The sequence below is a fragment of the Shouchella rhizosphaerae genome (assembly GCF_036700015.1).
In the GTDB taxonomy this organism is placed as follows: domain Bacteria; phylum Bacillota; class Bacilli; order Bacillales; family Bacillaceae_D; genus Shouchella; species Shouchella rhizosphaerae.
On the sequence record NZ_CP144921.1, the window covers coordinates 3,489,709 to 3,511,978 of the forward strand.

Here is a 22,270-nt window from a genome sequence, read left to right on the forward strand (position 1 = left end):
ATGAAACGTACACATCATTGTGGCCAACTTGACAAAACACTCGCAGGCCAACAGGTTCAACTAAAAGGGTGGGTGCAGCGGCGCCGTGATTTAGGCCAGGTGATTTTTTTAGATCTTCGTGATCGCTCTGGTATTGTCCAAGTTGTGTGCAGTCCGGAAGTCAGTGAAGAAGCGTTGAAAGCAGCTGACCGTGTCCGCAATGAGTATCTTGTCGCCGTTTCAGGCATTGTGGTGGAACGGAATGAACAGGCCGTTAATGACAAGCTGGCAACTGGTGCTATCGAAGTTCACGTTCGTGAGCTCGAAATCCTGAATGTCTCAAAATCTTTGCCATTCCAAATTGAAGCAGACACGGATGCAGCTGAAGACGTCCGTTTGAAATACCGCTATTTGGATTTGCGTCGCCCTGATATGCAAGAAGCGTTCGCGATGCGTCACAAAATCATGAAAAGCGTTCGTGATTTTCTTGATGCAGATGGCTATTTGGAGATTGAGACGCCGATGCTAACCAAAAGCACGCCAGAAGGAGCGCGCGATTATTTGGTGCCGAGCCGCGTCCATCATGGCCAGTTTTATGCGCTGCCACAATCGCCGCAAATTTTTAAGCAACTGTTGATGGTGTCCGGTTTTGAGAAGTACTTCCAAATTGTCCGCTGTTTCCGTGATGAAGATTTGCGCGCAGACAGGCAGCCTGAATTTACGCAAATCGATATTGAAACAAGCTTTCTTGATACAGAGGATATCTTGGCGATGACTGAAGCCATGATGGAAAAATTGCTGAAAGAAACACACGGGCTTGAGCTAAAACGGCCTTTCTCGCGGATGACGTACGAGGAAGCGATGAACCGCTACGGTTCTGACAAGCCTGACACTCGTTTTGGCATGGAACTGATCGAACTGTCTGACGTGCTCAAAGACACGGAGTTTAAAGTGTTTAAAGGCGCGTTAGAAGCAGGCGGCATTATTAAAGGCCTTACACTGAAAGGCGGGGCTGATAAGCTTTCACGAAAAGACATTGATGCGTTAGCTGATTTTGTCAAGCCTTATGGGGCAAAAGGGTTGGCTTGGCTCAAAGTCGATGACGAAGGGATAAAGGGCCCGATTGCCAAATTCTTTAATGAGGCGCAAACGGCTGCATTGCTTGCGGCAATGGACGCTGAAGCAGGCGATTTGCTCTTTTTCGGAGCCGATAAAAAGCAAGTTGTGTTTCATGCATTGGGCGCGCTGCGCTTAAAGTTTGGAAAGGAGTTTCAGCTAATTGACGAAAACGCGTTTCACTTCCTCTGGGTAACCGATTTTCCACTTGTCGAATATGACGAACAAGCAAAACGGTTTGTCGCGCTCCATCATCCGTTTACACGCCCGAAAGCGGAAGACTTGGACCTGATGGAAACCCATCCAGAGCAAGTACGTGCCGAAGCATATGACCTTGTCTTAAACGGCTTTGAGCTTGGCGGCGGCTCCCAGCGCATCTATGAACGGGAACTGCAAGAAAAAATGTTCAAGCTCCTTGGTTTTAGTTCAGAAGCGGCTAAAGAAGAGTTTGGCTTTTTGCTTGAAGCATTTGATTATGGAACGCCTCCACATGGCGGCATTGCCTTAGGTCTGGACCGAATCGTCATGCTTCTTGCACGCAAAAGCAATTTACGTGAGGTGATTGCTTTTCCAAAAACGGCAAGCGCTAGCGACCTTCTAACCGAAGCGCCAAACAAAGTGAGCGTTGAACAGCTGATTGATTTAAACTTGTCCATTATTAGCAAGCGCAGTTGACAAATACGTGGCCTCTGCTTATAATGTGCCTAATATAAAAATGAATAAGAACTTATCAAGAGTGGCGGAGGGACCTGACCCAATGAAGCCCGGCAACCAGTTTATTTGTAAACCACGGTGCTACATTCAGCAGAGCAGCTTTTGTTCTGAAAGATAAGTGAGGCGAACCCCTTTTCTTATCTGAAAAGGGGTTTTTTCAATGGAGAAAGGGTGAAGACGGTGAAAATAGGCATTATTGGATTTGGGACAGTAGGGACTGGCATTTACGAGCGCATCACCAGTACACAAAGAGCGCTCCAACAGATGGTAAGTGATCGGATTGAACTTGTCTCCATTTTAGTAAAAGATCAGTCTAAGCAAAGGCAAAGCGAAGGGGCCAAACTCGTTACGTCATCATGGGATCTTTTCAGGGAGGCTGCTACATATGATGTTGTGTTTGAAGTAACAAATGTTGTCGAACCGGCCAGAACATATACGGAAAGCTTGCTAGCAGAAGGCGTATCTGTAGTGACCGCCAATAAAAAGCTTGTCGCCTTACACGGTAAAGAACTAGAGGCGGTCGCCCTTTCATCTGGTGCCTATTACGGCTACGACGCTGCGGTTTGTGGAGCGATCCCGATTGTGAATGTGTTGCAAAGTGCATTGGCGACAACTGCGATTAATGGGATATCAGGCATTTTAAACGGCACAACCAATTTTATTCTCACTGAAATGGACAGTGGCAAAACCTACCAACAAGCTCTAGATGAAGCGCAGCGGCTTGGCTATGCAGAAACAGACCCGACGTCCGATGTAGAAGGCTATGACGCCCTGTATAAGTTGACTTTGCTGGCGCGCCTTTGTTTTGGCCAATGGGTCGACATATCGGCATTTGAACGCCAAGGAATCGGCGGGATTGAACCATGGCATGTACGGGTGGCAAAAGAAAACCAGTTTGCCTTAAAACTTGTTGGCACCTCTTTTTTACAACAAGACGGCAGCATAACTGGTTCTGTGAAGCCTGCTTTTGTAGAGGAAACACATCTATTAGCGGGCGTAAACGGTGTGGCCAATGGGGTTCTGTTACAAGGCAAAGACATTCAGCAATTGTTTTTTGCTGGCCCAGGAGCAGGGCAAGAGGCAACAGCCAATAGCGCTGTCGAAGACTTTATTCTACATGAGAAAGGCAAGCGTCTGCGTAGGACCGTCCTTTCCCAGCCTGCATCGAATATGCCTCAACTGCAAAAGCAGCTTTGGTTTGTACCTACTGGGGCAGATGTCAGTGACGTTTCCAGCAATATTCATGTGTGGGAGCGCCGCCGCGAAAAAGAAGGCGATGTCCTTTTAGTGACGGCGCCACTTTTGGAAGTTCCTTTTCAGTCGTATCAAGTAATTGGTGGGGAGCATGTATTTAAACAGGAACAGGCACATGCTTTATGAGCGGAATTTTGTTTCAGGGACAAGTTTTTTGAACGCTTTAATAAAGGATTCGGGATTTTGCTTAATTTTATACGTAACAACGCCTTGGCTTGTATGCAAATAAAGAAAACCAAGCTGGCTTTCTCCACTCGGCAGCCGGTAGGAAATGTCGAAAACAGAACCAATAGGGAACGAAGCGTTTTCTGTTTCAATCCGGTCAGGATAAAGTGCTAAATCAAACGACGTTTCGACAATCTGCTTTTTGAGTAATCCAATTTCCTGGCGAACTTCAATACAGCGGTGCGTTGCCAGCTTTGACATGGACGATCCCTCCTTTGGTTAAACTGCGTAAACGTTGCCCAGTAAAGAAGGGCAAGCAAAAAGACAATGTACAATTACCATAGCACATCTAAAAACAATTCTCGAATCTCACAATCACTGAAAAAGCCGTAGGAAAAACGTTTTAATTTTCCGTGAATACTTGAGAAGCGTTTAAAAAAAGAGTATAATGGCTATACAAACATTATCCTGAGATGTTCGTAGGAATTGTTTACTTTGAGCCAACACCTTAAAAAAGGGAGCTTGCCGTTATTGGCTCGCTTACATGCCCCGCAAGCTGGGGACGTAAAAAGGCCAATGCGAAGCACCCACCTGCCTTGCAGGTTCAAAGCACCAAGTTCTTACGGCATAGTCGGGATAATTGTGACGATGAAGCACCCTTGTGGGTGCTTTTTTGGTTTGGCTTTCTAACGGCGAAAGAAATCAAAATCTCAAGGATGATTGGCTAGTGTATTCCAGAGAAGGTCGGTCTTGAGCTTATAGGGAATATCACGGCTTCTCTAGAAAAATTCAAAGTTGGCTACCGGCAAAATGGAGGCCAAGTTCGTGACTATATGCTCAAGCTATATAAAGACGATAGCCGAAAAGGGAGTCCCCTCTCAGACTTGCTGATTAACGGTTCTCTTGTGGATGAAAGACATATGACAGAGATAAACGAGACATACTAAAGCCCGGCCTATGCCGGGCTTTTATAAGATGTATACTTTCTGAATTGGTTTTAAACGGAACGATGTCCAAGTAAAAAACAGGGGAAGCGTGAAAAAGAGAGAAATTCCGATCGTGCTTGATTGAAACGCGTCCTTATCCCCAAACTTCTTTGGCAATATCAACGATATATTTTAATTTTGCCCACTGTTGTTCCTCGGTTAAAAGATTTCCATGATGAGTGGAAGCAAAGCCACATTGAGGGCTTAAACAGAGTTGTTCTAGCGGTACATATTGGCTTGCTTCATTAATGCGGCCAATGATTGATTCTTTATCTTCTAATTCCCCATTTTTAGAGGTGAGGAGTCCAAGAACAACGCGGGCCCCGCCGTTCGGAATATGCTCCAGTGGTTTAAAGTCTCCAGAACGATCGTCATCGTATTCTAAAAAGAAACCATTCACTTTCTCTTTTGCAAATAAAGTCGGAGCAATAAGGGCATAACTGCCTTCAAAAGCCCAGTTAGACCGGTAGTTGCCACGGCAAAGGTGAGTCGTCACAACGAGATCGTCTGGTTTTTCTTCCAAAACGCCATTTACGACACGGAGTGCTAAATCAATTAAATATTCTCTTGAGTATGCTCCATCATTAAATGGAATGTCAGGCGACGAAAGGCCAGCAATATAGACGTCATCAAATTGCAAATAACGACAACCTGCCTCGTAGAAAGCGTTCACGGCATCACGGTAGGCTTGAATAATATCTTTTGCGTATTCCTCAATATCAGGGTAGATCGTTTCATCACGAATGCCAATATTAAACAATTGATTTGGGCTCGGAATGGTTTGCTTCGCGACTGCACGCCCTCCGACAATCTTATTAAATTCAATAAAGTCTTTTACATGGGGATGATCATGGTTAAATGAAACCTTTCCTACGTTGCGGACGTTGTATCTTTCCGTTTCTTCATTGCCTTGGAAAATATAGCCGACTTCTGGAACATACCCTTCTACGCCATTCAAATGTTCGAGGAAATCAGTATGCCAGAAACGACGCCTAAATTCCCCGTCCGTCACCAACTCCAAGCCAATTTCAATTTGCTTATCGACAATTCGTTTGATTTCTTGTGTCTCTATTTCATGCAATTGCGCGGCCGTAATGGTGCCTTCCTTACAGTCATTTCTCGCTTGGTGGATACGTTCTGGCCGCAGTAAACTGCCAACGTGGTCTGCCCTAAATGGTGGTTTTACAGCAATGCTTGTCATCCTCATTTCTCTCCTTTTGATTAAAGAATGGTTACCCAAAGTGATGCTTGCCACTTCTCCACTCAGTTGTACCGGCCAAATAATAAAGGACCTTCTAGAATAAAGAAGGTCCTCGTACTATAGACAACGAACTTCTTATCTCCTAGGTACATTACCTATTGGAATTAGCACCATTGCCAAAGGCCGGTTGCTGAGACTTCAAAGGGCCAAATCCCTCCATCTCTCTGGATAAGAAAAAACATATTTATTTTTGTAAAGGGTTAATGGTTAATACTCTAGTATATCTTTTAAAAAAATGCAAGGAAAATTTAGATTTTAGGCAGTTTAATTAGAAACCGGCTTGTAGTTAAGAAATGATTTAGGCGCATTTAGAAATTTGTGCAATCGTTAATCTCTTCCGGTATCGGTTTTTCGCTTTTTCTCTTAATGCGAGAAAAAAATCACATACGAGCAGGCGGATTGCGTTCATTTTGTGGTATGATCATTCAGTCAGTACAAAGGCACAAAAGGAGTGGACATCGATGTTGCACCAGTTTTCAAGAAATGAGTTAGCAATCGGCCATGATGGGCTGGAGCGCCTAAAAGGCAGTACAGTTGCTGTGTTAGGGGTAGGAGGAGTCGGATCCTTTTCGGCAGAAGCGCTAGCCCGTTCTGGCGTCGGTAAAATTGTGCTCGTTGATAAAGACGATGTCGATATTACGAATGTAAATCGCCAGATCCATGCATTGCTCTCAACAGTTGGCAAGCCGAAAGTTGATTTGATGGCTGCGCGGATAAGTGACATCAACCCAAATTGTGAAGTAATTACAAGAAAAATGTTTTATACCGAGGAAACGTATGAATCGTTTTTTTCACATAAACTTGACTTCGTCATTGATGCCAGCGACACCATTTCTTATAAAATCCATTTGATTAAACAATGTAAGCTGCGGGGCATTCCGATTATATCCAGCATGGGAGTCGCCAATAAAATGGACCCAACTCGTTTAAGGATTGCGGATATTTCCGAAACAAGCTATGACCCTATTGCAAAAGTAATTCGTACGAGGTTACGAAAAGAGGGGATTCATAAAGGCGTCAATGTTGTTTTTTCAGATGAGAAACCGATCCAAATTAGGGAAGACATCCGTAAGGAAATTGTACCTGAAACGGCTGAACAAGGAAACATCCGCAAAGCGAAACTACCGCCGTCTTCAAATGCGTTCGTGCCGTCTGTATCAGGCTTGATCATGGCGGGACATGTCATCACTTGTTTACTAGAAGGCATAGAGATTAACCGACGTTCTTAACTAGTAAGCTCCTACGCTAAAAAACGTAGGAGCTTTCATCCTTTAAACAAGAAGCGAATTTACTTTGATAGTTTCTCTAAGTTTCCGTTAGCGTCCATCCGAAAAGCAGGATGATCCTGTTCGTCTTCTTCCAAAATTGCAAGGCGGCGCGCCCTGTTCATAATCGAAATCAACGACTGGTAATCTTCTTCAATCATACTATGTTCTTGTTTATTTCGTTGTAGCTTTGTTTCTAGCTCGTTTAATTTAGCAGTCTTTTCTTCCAATTGAGCGCGTAACTGTTTGTTCTCTAATTCTAAGCGTGAGGACGCGGGCTCGGTTTGTGCCAATTGTTTGAGTTGGCCAATAATAGATTCAAGCGTCACCGCTCCACCATCCACTGTTGCTGTTTGGTAAAACGTTCTAGACGGGCTTTCTGTTTTTCCAATACGAGCTTGAGAGAAATAACTGGCTGAAAGCGCTCGTTTCCGTTCTTTTCGTTCCCGTTTGGCGGAATCGATTTGCTTTAAATATTTTTGCCGTACAACAGCATTCCATCTAAATCCACACGCTGCAGAGGTCCGGTTTAAAGCATCCCCAACCTCGTCAAATGCCTTTAGCTGTGTACTTCCTTCTTTAATATGCGTTAAAACAGTCTCAGCAAGAAGCACATCATCTTCATGGGACCATGCATCTTGTCTCGTTTTCATTTGTCCATCTCCTTCATGCAGTGCTTATGGCTTTACTTTTGCCAGAGTTGCGCCATTTTATACTAGCCTGCTAAAAAAGATCTTGTTTGCGAGAATGGACAATCACGTCATCGTAACTAGGCAATCGATGTTGGCAGAAAAAAGGGATGAAACATGTTTAGCTTCGTCTTTTGTACATTTCGCTAAGCGCTTGTTCGAATTTCCCTGTTTGCTTTGGCTCATAATAACGGTGATCGGCAATTTTGTCTGGCAAATACTGTTGTTTGACCCAGCCATCTTTATAGTCATGAGGGTATTTATAGTCGCTGCCTCTGCCTAATTGTTGCGCTCCTTTATAATGCGCATCTTTTAAATGGCGAGGCACTTCACCACTGCCACCTTTTCGCAGTGCATCCATAGCGGCATCAAGTGCTTTATAGGCACTGTTGCTTTTTGGAGAAAGGGCAAGTTCAACCACAGCGTTGGCAAGAGGAATCCGTGCTTCAGGCAGTCCGAGCCTTTCTGATGCTTCAATGGCTGCAAGCGTTCGAGGCCCCGCTTGGGGATTGGCAAGGCTAATGTCCTCATAGGCGATAACGAGCAGACGGCGATGGATGCTAATAAGGTCGCCTGCTTCTAACAAGCGTGCCAAGTAGTGAAGACTTGCATTCACGTCGCTTCCGCGGATCGACTTTTGAAAAGCAGACAGCACATCATAATGGGCATCGCCATCTTTGTCATGTTGAATGCTTTTTTTCTGGATACTCTGTTCGGCGGAACGGAGTGTGACAGAGCGTGTGCCATCTGGCTGTTTAGGTGTGGAGAGGACAGCAAGCTCAAGCGCATTAAGGGCAGCGCGGACATCGCCGCCACAAGCCAATGCCAAATGGCGGAGTGCTTCAGGGGCGATATCGATTTTTTCATGGCCAAGGCCTCTCTCTTCGTCTGCGAGGGCACGGCGCAGCGCTTTTTCAATATCATCAGGTTCGAGCTGTTCCAATTCAAAAATATGGCAGCGGCTACGAATCGCTGGGTTGATTGAATGGTAAGGATTGGCAGTAGTAGCGCCAATTAAAAGCAATAGACCGCTCTCTAAATGGGGGAGCAGAAAGTCTTGCTTTGCTTTATCAAGGCGATGGACTTCATCTAATATTAAAAGGAGCGAGCCATACATCTTGGCTTCCTCGACAGCCGTCTCCATATCTTTTTTATGATGGACAGTGGCGTTCAACATGCGGAAATGCATGCCGCTCGACCCTGCAATCGCTCGGGCAATCGACGTTTTCCCTGTACCTGGCGGACCATAAAGCACCATGGAGGAAAGCTGGTTCGCTTTAATCATTCTCGATAACATCATGCCTTCCCCAAGCAAAGAATGCTGGCCAATCACTTCTTCGACAGAAGTAGGGCGCATGCGATAGGCCAACGGTTGTCTTTTCATGAGTGTCCCTCCTCTTTTTCCTCGTCTTACGTAGTGTAGCTCAGACAAGCAGAACTGTCCATGAACGAAATGCCCGTGCCTTCTCGATTCTGCGAACTTCTATCAATCCAGTATGAAAACATGCTATAATGTCAAGGGTATAAAGGAAAATTTAGCGCTTGCCAAGTAGGAATAGGCAACATTGAAAAGCGGATCACGAGAACGGATTGTCAAATACATGAAGTGAAAGACGGAGTATTTTCCAGATCATACAGCATTTATTTTGATGAAAGAGGGATTGACGTGAAAATTTCGACAAAAGGACGTTATGGATTGACGATTATGATGGCACTCGCTAAGAAATCAGGGGAAGGGCCTGTTTCCTTGAAATCTATTGCTAAGGAATATAAACTATCAGAGCATTATTTGGAGCAATTGATTGCGCCGCTCCGCAATGCGATGCTCGTTAAAAGTGTTCGCGGTGCCTATGGTGGCTATATGCTGGCTAAAGATGCCGAAGATATTACAGCAGGCGATATTATTCGTGTGTTAGAAGGACCGATTAGTCCGGTTGAAGTGCTTGAAGATGAGGAGCCTGCCAAGCGCGATTTATGGATAAAAATACGGGACGCAGTCAAGGAAGTGCTCGATAAAACGACTCTTGCCGACTTAGCCAATTTTAAGGAAGATGGAGAACAAGAGTACTATATGTTTTATATTTAATACAACGGAGCAAGGGGACGGAAGGTGCCACTCATGAAGCAAATTTATTTAGACCATGCAGCCACATCAGTGTTGCATCCCCAAGCGTTGGAAGCGATGATGCCTTATTTTTCTACGGTTTTTGGTAATCCATCAAGCATCCATCAGTTTGGACGCCAAGCGAAACAAGCGTTAATCGAAGCCCGTGAATCAATTGCGTCATTGCTAAACGCTAACAGCAATGAGGTGCTGTTTACGAGCGGCGGTACAGAAGCGAATAATTTAGCGCTTATTGGCTTTGCCCGTGCCAACCGTGAAAAAGGCACGCATATCATCACTTCAGAAATTGAACATCATGCTGTCCTGCATACGCTGAAGGAATTGGAAAAGGAAGGGTTTTCGATAACAAAGCTGCCTGTCAATGAAAATGGGCAAATTTCGTTTGCGCAATTGAAAAATGCGTTAACCGAAGAAACGATCCTTGTCTCCATCATGTTTGCGAACAATGAGGTTGGCACAGTGCAACCGATTAAAGAAATTGGCGAGCTGCTAAAAGGGCATCAAGCAGCTTTTCATTCCGATGCTGTTCAAGCAGCTGGGCTATATGAGCTCAATACGGACGAGCTCGCCGTAGACTTGATGACCATTGCAAGCCATAAGCTAAATGGGCCAAAAGGGATTGGCTGTTTGTTTGTACGTGAAGGCATCGAATTAGAACCGCTGTTGCATGGGGGCGAGCAAGAACGGAAACGCAGGGCAGGCACAGAAAATGTCGCCGGTGCTGTTGGTTTTGCTCATGCTTTCAACCAAGCATACGCTGAACGTGAGCAGCGTCGCCAAAGCTACAAATTATACAGGGCAATGTTTTTTGAAACGATGGAGCGGCGCGGTGTAGCAGTGCTGGAAAATGGCGAGAGTGGGGAACGGCTTGATCACATTTTGAACGTTTGTTTTCCAGGTGCGTCTACAGAAGCGCTTTTGATGAAATTAGACCTGCAAGGCATTGCTGCGTCTGGAGGTTCTGCTTGCACGGCAGGGACGCTTCAACCTTCTCATGTCATTCAAGCGATGTATGGAAAAGATAGCCATCGTGTCAAAGAAGCGATCCGCTTTAGTTTTGGCATGACCAATTCAAAGGAAGAGTTGGCTTATGCGTTTGAGCAAATCGCGGATTGCGTCTTGTCTGAGCAAGGGAAAAAGGCGTTCATTGAATAGCGGCGAGCAATAGAAAGTGGGGAACCAATATGAAAAAACGAGAAGATACACGTGTCGTTGTCGGCATGTCTGGAGGTGTAGATTCTTCTGTAACAGCTTTGCTTTTGAAAGAACAAGGCTATGATGTCATTGGGATTTTTATGAAAAACTGGGATGATAGCAATGATTCAGGCTTTTGTTCGGCCACAGAAGATTATGAGGACGTTGAGCGAGTAGCGCAACAGCTAGGCATTCCATACTACGCAGTTAATTTTGAGAAACAATACTGGGATAAAGTGTTTACGTATTTTCTAGAAGAATATAAAGCGGGACGAACGCCAAATCCTGACGTTATGTGCAACAAAGAAATTAAGTTTAAAGCATTCTTAAACCATGCGATTTCCCTCGGCGCTGACTATGTCGCGACGGGCCATTATGCCCAATTGCAGGAATTGGACGGGGAATATAGGTTAATAAAAGGGGCAGATGCTAATAAAGACCAGACGTATTTTTTAAATGCACTTAGCCAAAAACAACTGTCAAAAGTGATGTTCCCTCTTGGCCATTTGCAAAAAGCGGAAGTGCGAAAAATTGCTGCTGAGGCAGAGCTTGCAACAGCAACGAAAAAAGACAGCACTGGCATTTGTTTTATTGGCGAGCGTGATTTTAAAGAATTCCTGCAAACCTTTCTCCCAGCACAACCAGGACGGATGGAAACAATGGACGGCATTGATAAAGGGCAGCACGATGGGCTTATGTACTATACGCTTGGCCAGCGCCAAGGGCTTGGCATTGGTGGCGCTGGGGAGCCGTGGTTTGTCATTGACAAAGACTTGGAACGAAATGTACTCATTGTCGGTCAAGGCTATCATCATCCAGGACTATACTCAGATGGGCTCTGGGCTACTGACATGAACTGGATTGCCAAAGAAGAAAGAACGAGCCCATTTACATGCAAAGCAAAATTTCGATATCGTCAAGAAGACCAAGGCGTTACTGTATTTCCGAAGGAAGATGGCCGTGCGTTTATTCAGTTTGACCAGCCACAACGCGCGATTACGCCAGGACAAGCGGTTGTGTTGTATGAAGGAGATCGTTGCATTGGTGGCGGCGTGATTGACAAAATTCACCGGGAAAATGCGTAAACCGCGTTTTCCTTTTTAGCTTTCGGAGGGGGAAGGACGATGGATAATCAAGCGGGAATTGAGCTCATGCGAAAAGGGAACTATGAAGAAGCGGCAAAACAGTTTGCTGCCTACATTGAAGAAAATCCAAAAGAACCGACAGGGTATATCAACATGGGGAACTTGCTAGCAGCTCTCAATGACTTTGAGCGTGCGCTCGTTTTTTATGAGCGAGCACTGGAGCTCGACCACGATGCGACTGTTGCCTATTACGGGATAGGCTGTGTCCATTATCAGCAAGAAAACCACCAGCAAGCGATTCAAGCGTTTACTGAAGCGCTTACTGGTGGCATGAATGAGGCAGACTTGTTTTACATGCTAGGCATGAGCTATTACAGCGAAGGGAAGCTTGCTCATGCACAGGCTAACCTAAGCCGAGCATATGAATTAAGTAGTGAAGACAGCGAAATTGTTTTTCAATATGGGCTGTGCTTAGCCCAGCTGGAGCTGCTGGACGAAGCCCGTCCTTTGTTTGAAAAAACAATTGCCCTTGATCCTAGTCATGCTGATGCTTATTACAATTTAGGGGTTGTCCAGGCAGCGTCTGATGAAGCTGAAGCAGCACTTGCCTCTTTTAACCAAGCGCTTGCCCACCAACCGGGCCATCTTCTCGCTGGCAACGGCAAACGGCTTATTGAAGCGACACTTGAAAAAGGGTGAAGCTATGGATAATGTTGGGGAAAAAACGCTGGAGAAAGGTTTTGTTAAAGGAAAAGTCGTTCATGTGTTGTTTCGCAATGAAGAAAACGATTATACAGTGGCGATGACGCGGATTGAAAAGACGAATGAACAAATAGAAGGGCGCAAAATAACGGTTGTCGGCCATTTGCCTGAACTGGAAGTAGAGGAGACCTATTTATTTTTCGGGCAAGTCGCTGAACATCCACGCTTTGGCCTCCAATACAAAGTGGAAACGTTTAGGCGCGATTTGCCACAGACGAAAAGCGGAATTATTCGGTTTTTGTCAAGCGACCGTTTCCCTGGCGTTGGCAAAAAGACAGCGGAAGCAATTGTCGACGCTCTCGGTGAAAGGGCCATTTCAGCTATTATTGAAGATCGAACGGTATTAAACAACATCCCGAAGCTAAAAGAAGATACAGCGACGATGCTCTATAACCAACTTCTTGAGCAACAAGGCGCGGAGCAAGTCATTATCCAACTGTCCCAATACGGGTTTGGCACAGAGTTGTCGATGAGTGTTTACCGAACGTACAAATTGCAAGCACTTGATGTTATCCGCACCAACCCGTATTTGCTCATTCAGGATGTAGAAGGAGTCGGCTTTCGCCGTGCAGACCAATTAGGGGCGGCGATTGGCTTAACTGGGAACCATCCAGAGCGTTTGCGGGCGGGGCTGCTTTATTTGCTCCGGGAATGTTGTATGCAACAAGGACATTTATACTTGCAGGAGGAAGCGCTCATTACGGAGGGGACTGCATTATTATCGAGCCCAAACGTCCAAATTGACGCTTCCGAGCTTGAGACCATCCTCATCGAAATGAATGAAGAGGGCATGCTCGTTCGTGAAGAAGACCGCATCTACATGAAGTCATTGTATTATGCAGAAAAAGGCATTGCCACCAACATCCGCCGAATTTTAAGCCAAGAACTGACACAAGAATTCACTGAAGCAGACATTGAAAAAACACTCGGGCACATTGAGGATACACATGCTGTTACGTATTCAAACACGCAAAAAGAAGCGATTGCCACTGCTCTTCGTTCTCCGTTGTTGTTGCTGACAGGAGGGCCTGGAACAGGAAAGACTACGGTCATTAAAGGAATTGTGGAAGCTTATGCTGCGCTTCATGGGCTTTCTCTTGAAGTGGCTGCTTACAAAAACAAATCTTTCCCCCTTAAGTTGACTGCGCCCACTGGTCGAGCCAGCAAACGGATGGCTGAAGCAACGGAACTGCCTGCAAGCACGATACACAGCTTGCTCGGCTGGAAAGGCAGTGCGACCGGCTTTGAAAAAGGCGACCATGAACAGCTTGAAGGGGAACTGCTAATTGTCGATGAGATGTCGATGGTCGATGCCTGGGTTGCAAATCAGTTATTTAAAGCGATTCCCAAAGGCATGCAAGTCGTGTTAGTAGGGGATGAAAACCAGTTGCCTTCTGTAGGGCCTGGCCAAGTATTAAAAGACCTTTTAGAAGCAGACGTTATTCCAACAATCCAATTAAAGGACATTTACAGGCAAGCTGAAGGCTCTTCCATCATTGAGCTTGCCCACTCGATGAAAGATGGCGTGCTTCCAAGTGATTTTTTAACGAAAAAGGCAGACCGCGTCTTTTTTCCTTGCCAGCCGAACCAAGTGCAACAAGCAGTTTGGCAAATTTGTGAAAACGCCATGAAGAAAGGCTACAGTGCTAAGGAGATCCAAGTACTGGCACCCATGTACCGCGGGCAGGCAGGGATCAATGAATTAAACACGATGCTTCAGTCCCTATTTAATCCGGCAAAAGAAGGCCGCAGAGAGCTGCCGTTTGGGGATGTTGTTTTTCGCAAAGGCGATATGGTCCTCCAGTTAGTCAACAATCCAGAGGAAGGCGTATACAACGGCGATAGAGGAGAAATTGTTGCTGTTTTCTACGCTAAAGAGACGACGGAAAAAAAAGATCAGCTAGTGGTTTCCTTTGACGGACTGGAAGTCACCTATGAGAAAAAAGACTTTTCACAGCTAACCCATGCCTATTGCTGTTCTATTCATAAAGCACAAGGAAGCGAATTTCCGATTGTGGTGATGCCAGTCGTGTCGAGCTACATGCGCATGCTGAGGCGGAACTTGCTTTATACAGGCATTACCCGGGCCAAGCAGTATTTGCTCTTATGTGGCGATCGAAAAACGATGGAACAGGCGATTAAACATGCAGACGAGCACCGCCATTCCAAATTAAAGGAGCGCCTTCAACTATTGCTTTCACGTACTGGTAACGTTCACCGGGGATAGAGGAAGCTACATATGCATAACTTAAGACTGTTCGGAAAGGCGGTGTTTCTTTGCGAACAGTTCAAGCGCTTATAGGGCTTCCTGTTATCAGCAATACAACTGGCCATGAACATGGCCGGGTCGTGGATGCTCTGTTTGATGGCAAAGAAGTCGTTGGCTTAACGGTGAAACGAACACATTTGTTTGCACAGCATGCTTTTTTGCCGATTGGTGAAATTGCTCACGCTGGTCAGGAAGCGGTTATGATCGCTGGTGAACAGGCTTTAAAGCCGTTCAACCGCGAGCAAAAAATGCTCCACCCTATTCACACAGGGCGACGCCGTTTCAAAGGGAAGCCGCTTCTTTCCGAGGAAGGGGAAACGCTCGGATTGGTAGAAGATGTATATTTCAACGTCGAATTGGGCACGATCATAGGGTATGAAGTGACAGATGGCTGGCTGTCTGATATAAAGGAAGGCCGGAAAGTCGTTAAAGGCCAACATTTAGTAATCAGTAAAGAACGGGCCATTCTGTCTCTGTAAAGGAGGCCCTCTATGCGTTGCCCTAACTGCCACCGAAAAGACATCGGAAAGATTGGCACAAACCAATACTATTGTTGGAATTGTTTCATTGAGATGAGTTTAGTGAAAGACACGTTGCTCCTTCACCAAGTAGAGGAGGACGGTTCGCTCAGCTCACTTGACGATTTGTTTGAAACGGAAGAACGTCGTCTAAACATGTAAGCTAAGCGGAGGTGAGCCTTTTGCGGAAGTCAATCGCTCCATTAATGGCCATCGGCGTTGGCGCTGCATGGTATTCATTAAATGACCGGAAAACAAAGCGGAGAATCCGGCAATTTATAGAGCCAGTAATGCAAGCTAACCTGATGAATGCCCGTACTTGGAAAAAAGCGAGAAAAAGATTCAAACGCATGTTTGCCTAGACAAGAAAAAGCGGCCGCAATAGGGCCGCTTTTTTTGATTACGAAGCCACTGTTTTGCGCAAGCTAGGGAGGAGAGGCAAAAGGAGTGGGAGTCATGAAGCGGGAACGGCTGCAAACAGACGTGTTGAAATGGACGAAATATTTACTGATCGTGCTATTGTTGTTGCTGGTAGGCCAAGTAGTGTTATTTTTACGGCCAGTGTGGGACATTTTGGCGACATTGCTCGGACCGCTTTGTGTTGCTTTTGTATCGGCCTATTTGCTTCACCCCATTGTTGAGTGGTTTGTTCGTCTCGGATTGCCGCGAGCACTTGCCACGTTTATGTTGTTTTTAGCATTTATTCTTGCAATTGCCGCTATGCTTTTTTGGGGATTACCCGCACTTGCGGCACAGGTAAAAGAAGCCATGGATGTACTGCCAGGGCAATTGGCTGAAGTGAAAAAGTCACTGTTGAACTTACAACGTACGGCGGAAAACTTACCAAACCCACTTGACGACCATGTCGGCGAATGGAGTGTGAAAATTGAATCGTTCGCAAAAGCGGGGCTTGACCAGATCGAACAAGTGATTATCCGGATGTTACAGTCCTTCATGACATGGATCGTCGTTCCTTTTTTAGTGTTTTACCTTTTAAAAGACTACGAGCTCCTTAAACGGGTTGCTTTTTACTTAACGCCAAGAAAATGGCGAAAAGGGTTGACAGCCTATGCAAACGATGTTGATCGGACATTTGGTTCCTATGTTCGTGGTCAGCTGCTAGTCGCTTTTTGTGTTGGCGTGCTTTCGACTGTTGCTCTGTGGATTCTTGGCGTTCCTTATCCAATTGTGCTCGGTTTTTTTGTTGGTGCGACCGATTTTATCCCTTATTTCGGCGCGATTATTGGCGCGATTCCAGCAGTCGGTGCTGCTCTTCTTGAATCAACGACGCTCGGTCTTTATACAGTGATTGCATTAGTCATTATTCAGCAAATTGAAGGGAATCTGCTATCGCCGGTCATTGTCGGCCGGACGGTTCATTTGCATCCAATGATCATCATTATTGCACTGTTAATTGGCGTGGAAGCTGGTGGCATTGTTGGTTTGCTCATTGCCGTCCCAGTTGCGGCGATTTTAAAGGTGACGGTCGTCCATATTCGTCAGTCCATTAAAGGCGATATCCAGCACGATTGACATTTGTATCCTTGAACGCTATAATCGTGCTGAAAAAGATATACCGGAAAACGGTTATTGCGTTGATAGAACGAGTACGTGTCAGCCCGTCTAAAGAGAAGCGCTTTCTTGGCTGAAAAAAGCGCTGGCGAAGAGATGCGGAACGCTATTCTGGAGCTGTGGGCAAAACCCACCGTATTTTCCTGCGTTAAAGGTATGAAAGTGGTGGCGCTACAATCGCGCCATAATGAGGGTGGTACCGCGTGAACAGACATCTCGTCCCTTCTTTCTAGGGAGGAGTTTTTTTATGTGCTGATAAATACATAAGGAGTGATTCATATTGCAACGGTTAAGTTCGGCAAGTGTTCGCCAAATGTTCATTGACTTTTTTAAAGAGAAAGGCCATTCTGTAGAGCCAAGTGCTTCCCTTGTGCCTTTTGAAGATCCGTCATTGCTATGGATTAACAGTGGCGTTGCCACATTAAAAAAGTATTTTGACGGACGGGTGATCCCCGAAAACCCGCGTATTGTCAACGCGCAAAAGTCGATTCGTACGAACGACATCGAAAACGTCGGAAAAACGGCGCGACACCATACATTTTTTGAGATGCTTGGCAATTTTTCAATCGGCGATTATTTTAAAGAGCAAGCGATTGAATGGGCGTGGGAATTTTTGACCGATAAAAAATGGATCGGGTTTCCGCAAGAACGCCTTTCTGTGACCGTTCATCCTGAAGATGAAGAGGCTTACCGCTATTGGCATCAACATATTGGTCTTCCTGAAGAACGGATTATCCGCTTAGAAGGGAACTTCTGGGACATTGGCGAAGGCCCAAGTGGTCCAAACTCAGAAATTTTCTATGACCGGGGACCTGAGTATGGCGATGACCCGAATGACCCAGAGTTGTATCCAGGTGGTGAAAATGAACGCTACCTTGAGATTTGGAATTTGGTTTTTTCCCAGTTCAACCATAACGCAGATGGTACATACACGCCATTGCCAAAGAAAAACATTGATACAGGCATGGGTCTGGAGCGGATGGTATCTGTGATCCAAGACACGCCGACCAACTTTGAGACAGATTTGTTTATGCCAATCATTGAGGCAACGGAAGCACTGGCTAGTACAACATACAAGGAAGCAGATACTGCTTTTAAAGTGATTGCCGACCATATTCGAACGGTTGCTTTTGCAGTTGGCGACGGGGCGTTGCCGTCTAATGAAGGTCGCGGTTATGTGTTGCGCCGCTTGTTGCGCCGCGCGGTCCGCTTTGCAAAATCAATTGGCATTGACCGCCCGTTTATGTATGAGCTCGTGCCCGTTGTTGGTGCGATCATGAAAGACTTTTATCCTGAAGTTGCAGATAAGCAAGACTTTATTGCACGGGTCATTCGCACCGAAGAAGAGCGTTTCCATGAAACATTGAACGAAGGCCTTGCGATTTTAAGCGACATCATCGAAAAAGCAAAGGCCACCAACAAGGAAACCATTGCAGGTGAGGACGCATTTCGCCTTTATGACACGTATGGCTTTCCAATTGATTTAACGGAAGAGTATGTCCATGATGAAGGATTGACAGTTGACCGTGCTGGCTTTGACCAGGAAATGGAACAACAGCGGCAGAGAGCGCGGGCGGCTCGCCAGGAAAGCGCATCGATGTCCGTTCAGGAAGATGTCTTTGGCGAAGTGAAAACGCCAAGTGTGTTTGTCGGCTATGAACATACGGAGACAGATGCAGTCATTACGACGCTCGTCCGCGGCAAAGAGAAAGTCGAGCAAGCCGTCCAAGGGGATGTCATCCAATTCTTTCTTGATGAAACGCCTTTTTATGCTGAGAGCGGCGGGCAAGTGGCAGATAGAGGGATGATTGTAACCGACACAGGACAAGCTGTAGTTAAAGATGTGAAAAAAGCGCCAAATGGCCAACATCTGCACACGGCTGAAGTGACAATTGGCGAAATCTCCACTGGCCAACAAGCAAGCGCCCGTATAGAAGTAAGGGAACGACTCGATATTGTTAAAAATCATACAGCTACCCATTTGCTCCACCAAGCGTTAAAAGACGTTTTAGGCGAACATGTCAATCAAGCAGGGTCGCTTGTGTCGAGTGAACGGTTGCGCTTTGACTTTTCCCATTTTGGGCAAGTGACGCCGAATGAGCTTCAGCAAATTGAAGAAATTGTTAACGAAAAAGTGTGGCAGGCGTTGCCAGTTGACATTTCGATTCAACGTTTAGAAGAAGCAAAAGCGGCCGGCGCAATGGCATTGTTTGGGGAGAAATACGGCAGCGAAGTCCGTGTTGTCCGTGTTGGCGATTACAGCCTAGAATTGTGTGGTGGTTGCCATGTACGCAACACAGCTGAGATCGGATTGTTTAAAATTACAAGCGAATCCGGTATTGGCGCAGGTGTGCGCCGTATTGAAGCAGTGACGTCAAAAGGCGCCTATCAGTTTTTGTCAGAGCAAACAGCGATTTTAAAAGATGCGGCGGAACGTTTAAAAGCAAAGCGATTATCTGACGTGCCGCAGCGAATTGAAAGCTTGCAAGAAGAGTTGCGGAAAGCTCAAAGGGAGAACGAATCGTTAACCGCTAAGCTTGGGCAAGCTGAAGCTGGAAATTTAAATGACCAAGTCAAGGAAATTGGCGGTGTTGCCGTTATTGCAGCCCAAGTTGATGCAAAAGACACGGAAGCGCTCCGTTCTATGGTGGATACGCTTAAACAAGCACACGAAAAAGCAGTAATTGTCCTTGCAGCAAAAACAGGCAACAAGCTTGCCTTTGTCGCTGGTGTTACAAAACCGGCTATTGCGGAAGGCTTCCATGCCGGCAAATTAATTAAAGAAGTTGCCGCTCGTACAGGCGGTGGTGGCGGTGGCCGTCCTGATATGGCGCAAGCTGGTGGAAAAGATCCTGCCAAGTTGGACGAAGCCCTTGCCTATGTGCATGAATACGTGAAATCAATTTCCTAAATGGTCGATTCTGTTGTACAATAGGACAGACGACAGAACGACGCGCATTTCGTCTAAAGAACGCTAAAAGAGGTGAGAGCTAGTTGAGTTCAATGGATAATACGATGCAATTCAATTTTAATGATGATTCCTTTGACGCAGATGTCCAAGAAGTGCTCTTGTCTGTTTATGATGCGCTTGAAGAAAAAGGGTACAACCCGATTAACCAAATCGTCGGCTATCTGTTGTCTGGTGATCCAGCCTACATTCCTAGGCATAAAGATGCCCGCACGCTAATCCGCAAATTAGAACGAGACGAGCTAATTGAAACGCTTGTGAAGTCGTACTTGCGGTCCCATGGCAAGGAAAACAAATGAAAACAATCGGCTTAGACGTAGGGACAAAAACAATTGGTGTCGCCATTAGTGATGCGTTCGGGTGGACAGCGCAAGGACTGCCGACGATCCAACGATCTGAAGACGACCCAAACCGTGATTTTGAAGCACTAGCTCAGCTGATCAAAGAGAATGACGTCCAAAAAGTGGTGATTGGTTATCCTAAAAACATGAACGGCACGGTTGGCGAAAGCGCCACACGGAGTGAGACATTCGCGCGAACACTTGAACAACAGTGCAATGTGCAGACCGTTTTATGGGATGAACGTCTTACAACAGCTGCAGCTCAGCGCGTTTTAATTGATGCAGATGTAAGTCGAAAAAAACGCAAAAAAGCTGTAGACAAAATGGCTGCTGTATTCATTTTACAAGGATATTTAGACCGCCAAAGCCACACACTGACATAGAACAAACCATTTAGCAAAGCGAGGGAAAGAAAATGGCTCAAGAAGAAAAAGAGCGTTTTGTCATTCCAGATGAGAATGGCACAGAACATCTATTTGATGAATTGTTCCGTTTTACAGTTGACGAAACAGAAAAGTCGTATATGGTACTCGTTCCAGTCGGGGAAGAAGAGGATGACGAAGAGGAAGTCGAAGTGTTTGCGTTCCGTTATGAAGAACAGCAAAACGAAGACAATGATATTTCGTTTTATCCCGTTGAGACGGACGAAGAATGGGACATGATCGAAGAGATGCTTAATACTTTCTCTGAAGAGGAAGAGTAAAACCACAAACCCGTGCTGAATGTGGCACGGGTTTGCTTTAGAATAAAGGGCGAATGCTGTAAAAATGAAGGCGATAAAGGATGACTTTAGCATTTTTTGTAGTATAATGGGACGGGTAAGGAGGCAATAAATGACAAAGCAACCGAAACAGCATTCAGAGCTTTATCAGGAACGTGCATCCCAAGCCAAAACCGTCCGTAAGATCGTGTTTATTTGTGTTTTAATTCTGTTTGCCGTGATCTTGGCCGCCGGCATATTTAGTTATTTTTACTTAACAACCGCTTTAAAACCAATGGACGAAGAAGGGAAAGGCACCGATATAGAAGTAACGATTCCTGTCGGAACTTCGACAAGCGGAATTGCGGACATTCTAGAAGAAGAAGGATTAATCCGCAATGCAACGTTTTTCCGTTATTACGCCCGTTATAAAAATGAATCGGATTTCCAAGCAGGAACGTATACATTAAACACATCAATGGGCGTGGATGAGCTTATTGCAAGTTTAAAAGATGGCCGAGTCGTGGCGGAGGCTGCCTCGACGATTACTATTCCTGAGGGCCTTAACTTAGCAAGCTTAAGCGAAAGACTTGCCGAGTTTACTGGAACATCCCAAGAAGAAGTAATGGCTGTTATAGATGATGAAGAATATGTCAAAGAGCTTATCGACGACTATGACATGCTGACAGATGAAATTTTAAACGAAGAGATTCATCACCCTCTGGAAGGCTACTTGTTTCCCGCCAGTTATCCATTTGAAGAGGAACAGCCTCCTGTAAAAACGGTCATTGAAGCGATGCTTGACCAAATGGAACAAATTTATCAAAACAATACCGACTTGATTGAAAACAGCGAATACACCTTCCATGAGCTGCTGACGATTGGATCCATTATTGAACGGGAAGCAAAAGAGGCACCAGACCGCTTTGAAATTTCTGGCGTCCTTCATAACCGATTAGAGCAAAATATGAAGCTGCAAGTCGACCCAACCGTTGCATACGCCCAAGGCGAGCATATTTATATGACAACCTATGATGACCTTGACATCGATTCACCGTATAATACGTATCGATATGAAGGGTTGCCGCCTGGACCGATTGCTACAGTCCGGGAACAATCACTTGTAGCTGCTGCTGACCCGAATGACACTGATTACCTGTATTTCTATGCCCGTTACAACGGTGAAATCATCTACAATGAAGATTACAACAAGCATCTAGAAGCACGTGATGCCTACCGTCATGAATGGGAAGAAGCAGAAAATAATGAGTAGGGCGGGGAGCCTAGCCTCCCTTGCTTTTTTCATT

The 22,270-nt window shown here is 45.6% G+C and carries 21 protein-coding genes, 1 other RNA gene, 2 riboswitches and 1 other annotated feature; of the genes, 18 read left to right on the forward strand and 4 right to left on the reverse strand.

From position 1 onward, the window contains the following. Positions 1 to 1,770 carry an aspartate--tRNA ligase gene (aspS, locus tag V5G21_RS17250; RefSeq protein ID WP_011246421.1) on the forward strand — a complete coding sequence of 590 codons (1,770 nt, stop codon included), beginning with the start codon at positions 1 to 3 and terminating at the stop codon, positions 1,768 to 1,770. 49 nt (positions 1,771 to 1,819) lie between these two features. Then, positions 1,820 to 1,930, forward strand: a riboswitch (SAM riboswitch). Positions 1,931 to 1,989: 59 nt separating this feature from the next. Continuing rightward, positions 1,990 to 3,189 (forward strand): homoserine dehydrogenase, encoded by a 1,200-nt coding sequence (locus tag V5G21_RS17255; RefSeq protein ID WP_011246422.1) that lies wholly within the window; start codon positions 1,990 to 1,992, stop codon positions 3,187 to 3,189. Here the strand turns inward: V5G21_RS17255 and V5G21_RS17260 are convergent. After that, complete coding sequence (locus tag V5G21_RS17260; protein WP_011246423.1) at positions 3,184 to 3,489, reverse strand: hypothetical protein; 306 nt, start codon at positions 3,487 to 3,489, stop codon at positions 3,184 to 3,186. The genes V5G21_RS17255 and V5G21_RS17260 overlap by 6 nt on opposite strands. A gap of 201 nt (positions 3,490 to 3,690) precedes the next feature. Between V5G21_RS17260 and ssrS the strand changes: the two genes are divergently transcribed. Further along, positions 3,691 to 3,870, forward strand: a non-coding RNA gene (ssrS, locus tag V5G21_RS17265) — 6S RNA. Positions 3,871 to 4,308: 438 nt separating this feature from the next. On the opposite strand, the gene V5G21_RS17270 is transcribed toward ssrS, so the two are convergent. Beyond that, on the reverse strand, positions 4,309 to 5,415 hold the full coding sequence (locus V5G21_RS17270) for a 5-methyltetrahydropteroyltriglutamate--homocysteine S-methyltransferase (protein WP_073303976.1): 1,107 nt from the start codon (positions 5,413 to 5,415) through the stop codon (positions 4,309 to 4,311). A gap of 132 nt (positions 5,416 to 5,547) precedes the next feature. Next, positions 5,548 to 5,650, reverse strand: a riboswitch (SAM riboswitch). Positions 5,651 to 5,936: 286 nt separating this feature from the next. Between V5G21_RS17270 and V5G21_RS17275 the strand changes: the two genes are divergently transcribed. Then, positions 5,937 to 6,704 (forward strand): tRNA threonylcarbamoyladenosine dehydratase, encoded by a 768-nt coding sequence (locus V5G21_RS17275; protein ID WP_035204541.1) that lies wholly within the window; start codon positions 5,937 to 5,939, stop codon positions 6,702 to 6,704. Between the two features lie 59 nt (positions 6,705 to 6,763). Here the strand turns inward: V5G21_RS17275 and V5G21_RS17280 are convergent, their stop codons facing one another. Then, positions 6,764 to 7,393, reverse strand: a complete 630-nt coding sequence (locus V5G21_RS17280; protein ID WP_063609716.1) for an RsfA family transcriptional regulator — start codon at positions 7,391 to 7,393, stop codon at positions 6,764 to 6,766. Between the two features lie 157 nt (positions 7,394 to 7,550). Next, positions 7,551 to 8,813, reverse strand: coding sequence for a replication-associated recombination protein A (locus V5G21_RS17285; RefSeq protein ID WP_063609715.1), 1,263 nt, complete (start codon positions 8,811 to 8,813; stop codon positions 7,551 to 7,553). A gap of 282 nt (positions 8,814 to 9,095) precedes the next feature. On the opposite strand from V5G21_RS17285, the gene cymR reads away from it, so the two are divergent. The 14 genes from cymR to mltG all read left to right on the forward strand — a co-directional run bounded on the left by cymR (position 9,096) and on the right by mltG (position 22,236). Next, on the forward strand, positions 9,096 to 9,515 hold the full coding sequence (cymR, locus tag V5G21_RS17290) for a cysteine metabolism transcriptional regulator CymR (protein WP_011246428.1): 420 nt from the start codon (positions 9,096 to 9,098) through the stop codon (positions 9,513 to 9,515). A 33-nt stretch (positions 9,516 to 9,548) separates the two neighbouring features. After that, on the forward strand, positions 9,549 to 10,709 hold the full coding sequence (locus V5G21_RS17295) for a cysteine desulfurase family protein (protein WP_095294614.1): 1,161 nt from the start codon (positions 9,549 to 9,551) through the stop codon (positions 10,707 to 10,709). Between the two features lie 29 nt (positions 10,710 to 10,738). Continuing rightward, positions 10,739 to 11,833: a tRNA 2-thiouridine(34) synthase MnmA gene (mnmA, locus tag V5G21_RS17300; RefSeq protein WP_011246430.1), complete on the forward strand. Its 1,095-nt coding sequence runs from the start codon at positions 10,739 to 10,741 to the stop codon at positions 11,831 to 11,833. 39 nt (positions 11,834 to 11,872) lie between these two features. Beyond that, positions 11,873 to 12,532 (forward strand): tetratricopeptide repeat protein, encoded by a 660-nt coding sequence (locus V5G21_RS17305; protein ID WP_011246431.1) that lies wholly within the window; start codon positions 11,873 to 11,875, stop codon positions 12,530 to 12,532. Positions 12,533 to 12,536: 4 nt separating this feature from the next. Then, positions 12,537 to 14,822, forward strand: a complete 2,286-nt coding sequence (locus tag V5G21_RS17310) for an ATP-dependent RecD-like DNA helicase (protein WP_095294591.1) — start codon at positions 12,537 to 12,539, stop codon at positions 14,820 to 14,822. 50 nt (positions 14,823 to 14,872) lie between these two features. Continuing rightward, a complete protein-coding gene (locus tag V5G21_RS17315; protein ID WP_035204546.1) occupies positions 14,873 to 15,343 on the forward strand; it encodes a PRC-barrel domain-containing protein in 471 nt (156 codons plus the stop codon). Positions 15,344 to 15,355: 12 nt separating this feature from the next. Beyond that, complete coding sequence (locus tag V5G21_RS17320) at positions 15,356 to 15,544, forward strand: hypothetical protein (protein WP_011246434.1); 189 nt, start codon at positions 15,356 to 15,358, stop codon at positions 15,542 to 15,544. 20 nt (positions 15,545 to 15,564) lie between these two features. Next, positions 15,565 to 15,744, forward strand: a complete 180-nt coding sequence (locus tag V5G21_RS17325; RefSeq protein ID WP_035204549.1) for a hypothetical protein — start codon at positions 15,565 to 15,567, stop codon at positions 15,742 to 15,744. Between the two features lie 94 nt (positions 15,745 to 15,838). Then, the gene (locus V5G21_RS17330; protein ID WP_011246435.1) at positions 15,839 to 16,915 is read left to right on the forward strand and encodes an AI-2E family transporter; all 1,077 of its coding nucleotides are present in this window, start codon (positions 15,839 to 15,841) and stop codon (positions 16,913 to 16,915) included. Between the two features lie 53 nt (positions 16,916 to 16,968). Then, positions 16,969 to 17,181, forward strand: a binding site (T-box leader). A 53-nt stretch (positions 17,182 to 17,234) separates the two neighbouring features. Next, the gene (gene alaS / locus V5G21_RS17335; RefSeq protein ID WP_011246436.1) at positions 17,235 to 19,865 is read left to right on the forward strand and encodes an alanine--tRNA ligase; all 2,631 of its coding nucleotides are present in this window, start codon (positions 17,235 to 17,237) and stop codon (positions 19,863 to 19,865) included. A gap of 83 nt (positions 19,866 to 19,948) precedes the next feature. Further along, positions 19,949 to 20,221, forward strand: a complete 273-nt coding sequence (locus tag V5G21_RS17340; RefSeq protein WP_011246437.1) for an IreB family regulatory phosphoprotein — start codon at positions 19,949 to 19,951, stop codon at positions 20,219 to 20,221. Beyond that, a complete protein-coding gene (ruvX, locus tag V5G21_RS17345; protein ID WP_011246438.1) occupies positions 20,218 to 20,646 on the forward strand; it encodes a Holliday junction resolvase RuvX in 429 nt (142 codons plus the stop codon). Before V5G21_RS17340 ends, ruvX begins: the two co-directional genes overlap by 4 nt. A 32-nt stretch (positions 20,647 to 20,678) precedes the next feature. Beyond that, positions 20,679 to 20,966: a DUF1292 domain-containing protein gene (locus V5G21_RS17350; protein WP_011246439.1), complete on the forward strand. Its 288-nt coding sequence runs from the start codon at positions 20,679 to 20,681 to the stop codon at positions 20,964 to 20,966. A gap of 130 nt (positions 20,967 to 21,096) precedes the next feature. Next, positions 21,097 to 22,236 (forward strand): endolytic transglycosylase MltG, encoded by a 1,140-nt coding sequence (gene mltG / locus V5G21_RS17355; RefSeq protein WP_011246440.1) that lies wholly within the window; start codon positions 21,097 to 21,099, stop codon positions 22,234 to 22,236. The last annotated feature ends 34 nt before the right edge of the window (positions 22,237 to 22,270 follow it).

Bases quoted from the DNA above. Each gene is read 5' to 3' on its own strand.
- aspS (WP_011246421.1), top strand. From the start codon at position 1: ATGAAACGTACACATCATTGTGGCCAACTTGACAAAACACTCGCAGGC.
- V5G21_RS17260 (WP_011246423.1), bottom strand. From the start codon at position 3,489: ATGTCAAAGCTGGCAACGCACCGCTGTATTGAAGTTCGCCAGGAAATT.
- V5G21_RS17270 (WP_073303976.1), bottom strand. From the start codon at position 5,415: ATGACAAGCATTGCTGTAAAACCACCATTTAGGGCAGACCACGTTGGC.
- V5G21_RS17275 (WP_035204541.1), top strand. From the start codon at position 5,937: ATGTTGCACCAGTTTTCAAGAAATGAGTTAGCAATCGGCCATGATGGG.
- V5G21_RS17280 (WP_063609716.1), bottom strand. From the start codon at position 7,393: ATGAAAACGAGACAAGATGCATGGTCCCATGAAGATGATGTGCTTCTT.
- V5G21_RS17285 (WP_063609715.1), bottom strand. From the start codon at position 8,813: ATGAAAAGACAACCGTTGGCCTATCGCATGCGCCCTACTTCTGTCGAA.
- V5G21_RS17295 (WP_095294614.1), top strand. From the start codon at position 9,549: ATGAAGCAAATTTATTTAGACCATGCAGCCACATCAGTGTTGCATCCC.
- mnmA (WP_011246430.1), top strand. From the start codon at position 10,739: ATGAAAAAACGAGAAGATACACGTGTCGTTGTCGGCATGTCTGGAGGT.
- V5G21_RS17305 (WP_011246431.1), top strand. From the start codon at position 11,873: ATGGATAATCAAGCGGGAATTGAGCTCATGCGAAAAGGGAACTATGAA.
- V5G21_RS17310 (WP_095294591.1), top strand. From the start codon at position 12,537: ATGGATAATGTTGGGGAAAAAACGCTGGAGAAAGGTTTTGTTAAAGGA.
- V5G21_RS17320 (WP_011246434.1), top strand. From the start codon at position 15,356: ATGCGTTGCCCTAACTGCCACCGAAAAGACATCGGAAAGATTGGCACA.
- V5G21_RS17330 (WP_011246435.1), top strand. From the start codon at position 15,839: ATGAAGCGGGAACGGCTGCAAACAGACGTGTTGAAATGGACGAAATAT.
- ruvX (WP_011246438.1), top strand. From the start codon at position 20,218: ATGAAAACAATCGGCTTAGACGTAGGGACAAAAACAATTGGTGTCGCC.
- V5G21_RS17350 (WP_011246439.1), top strand. From the start codon at position 20,679: ATGGCTCAAGAAGAAAAAGAGCGTTTTGTCATTCCAGATGAGAATGGC.
- mltG (WP_011246440.1), top strand. From the start codon at position 21,097: ATGACAAAGCAACCGAAACAGCATTCAGAGCTTTATCAGGAACGTGCA.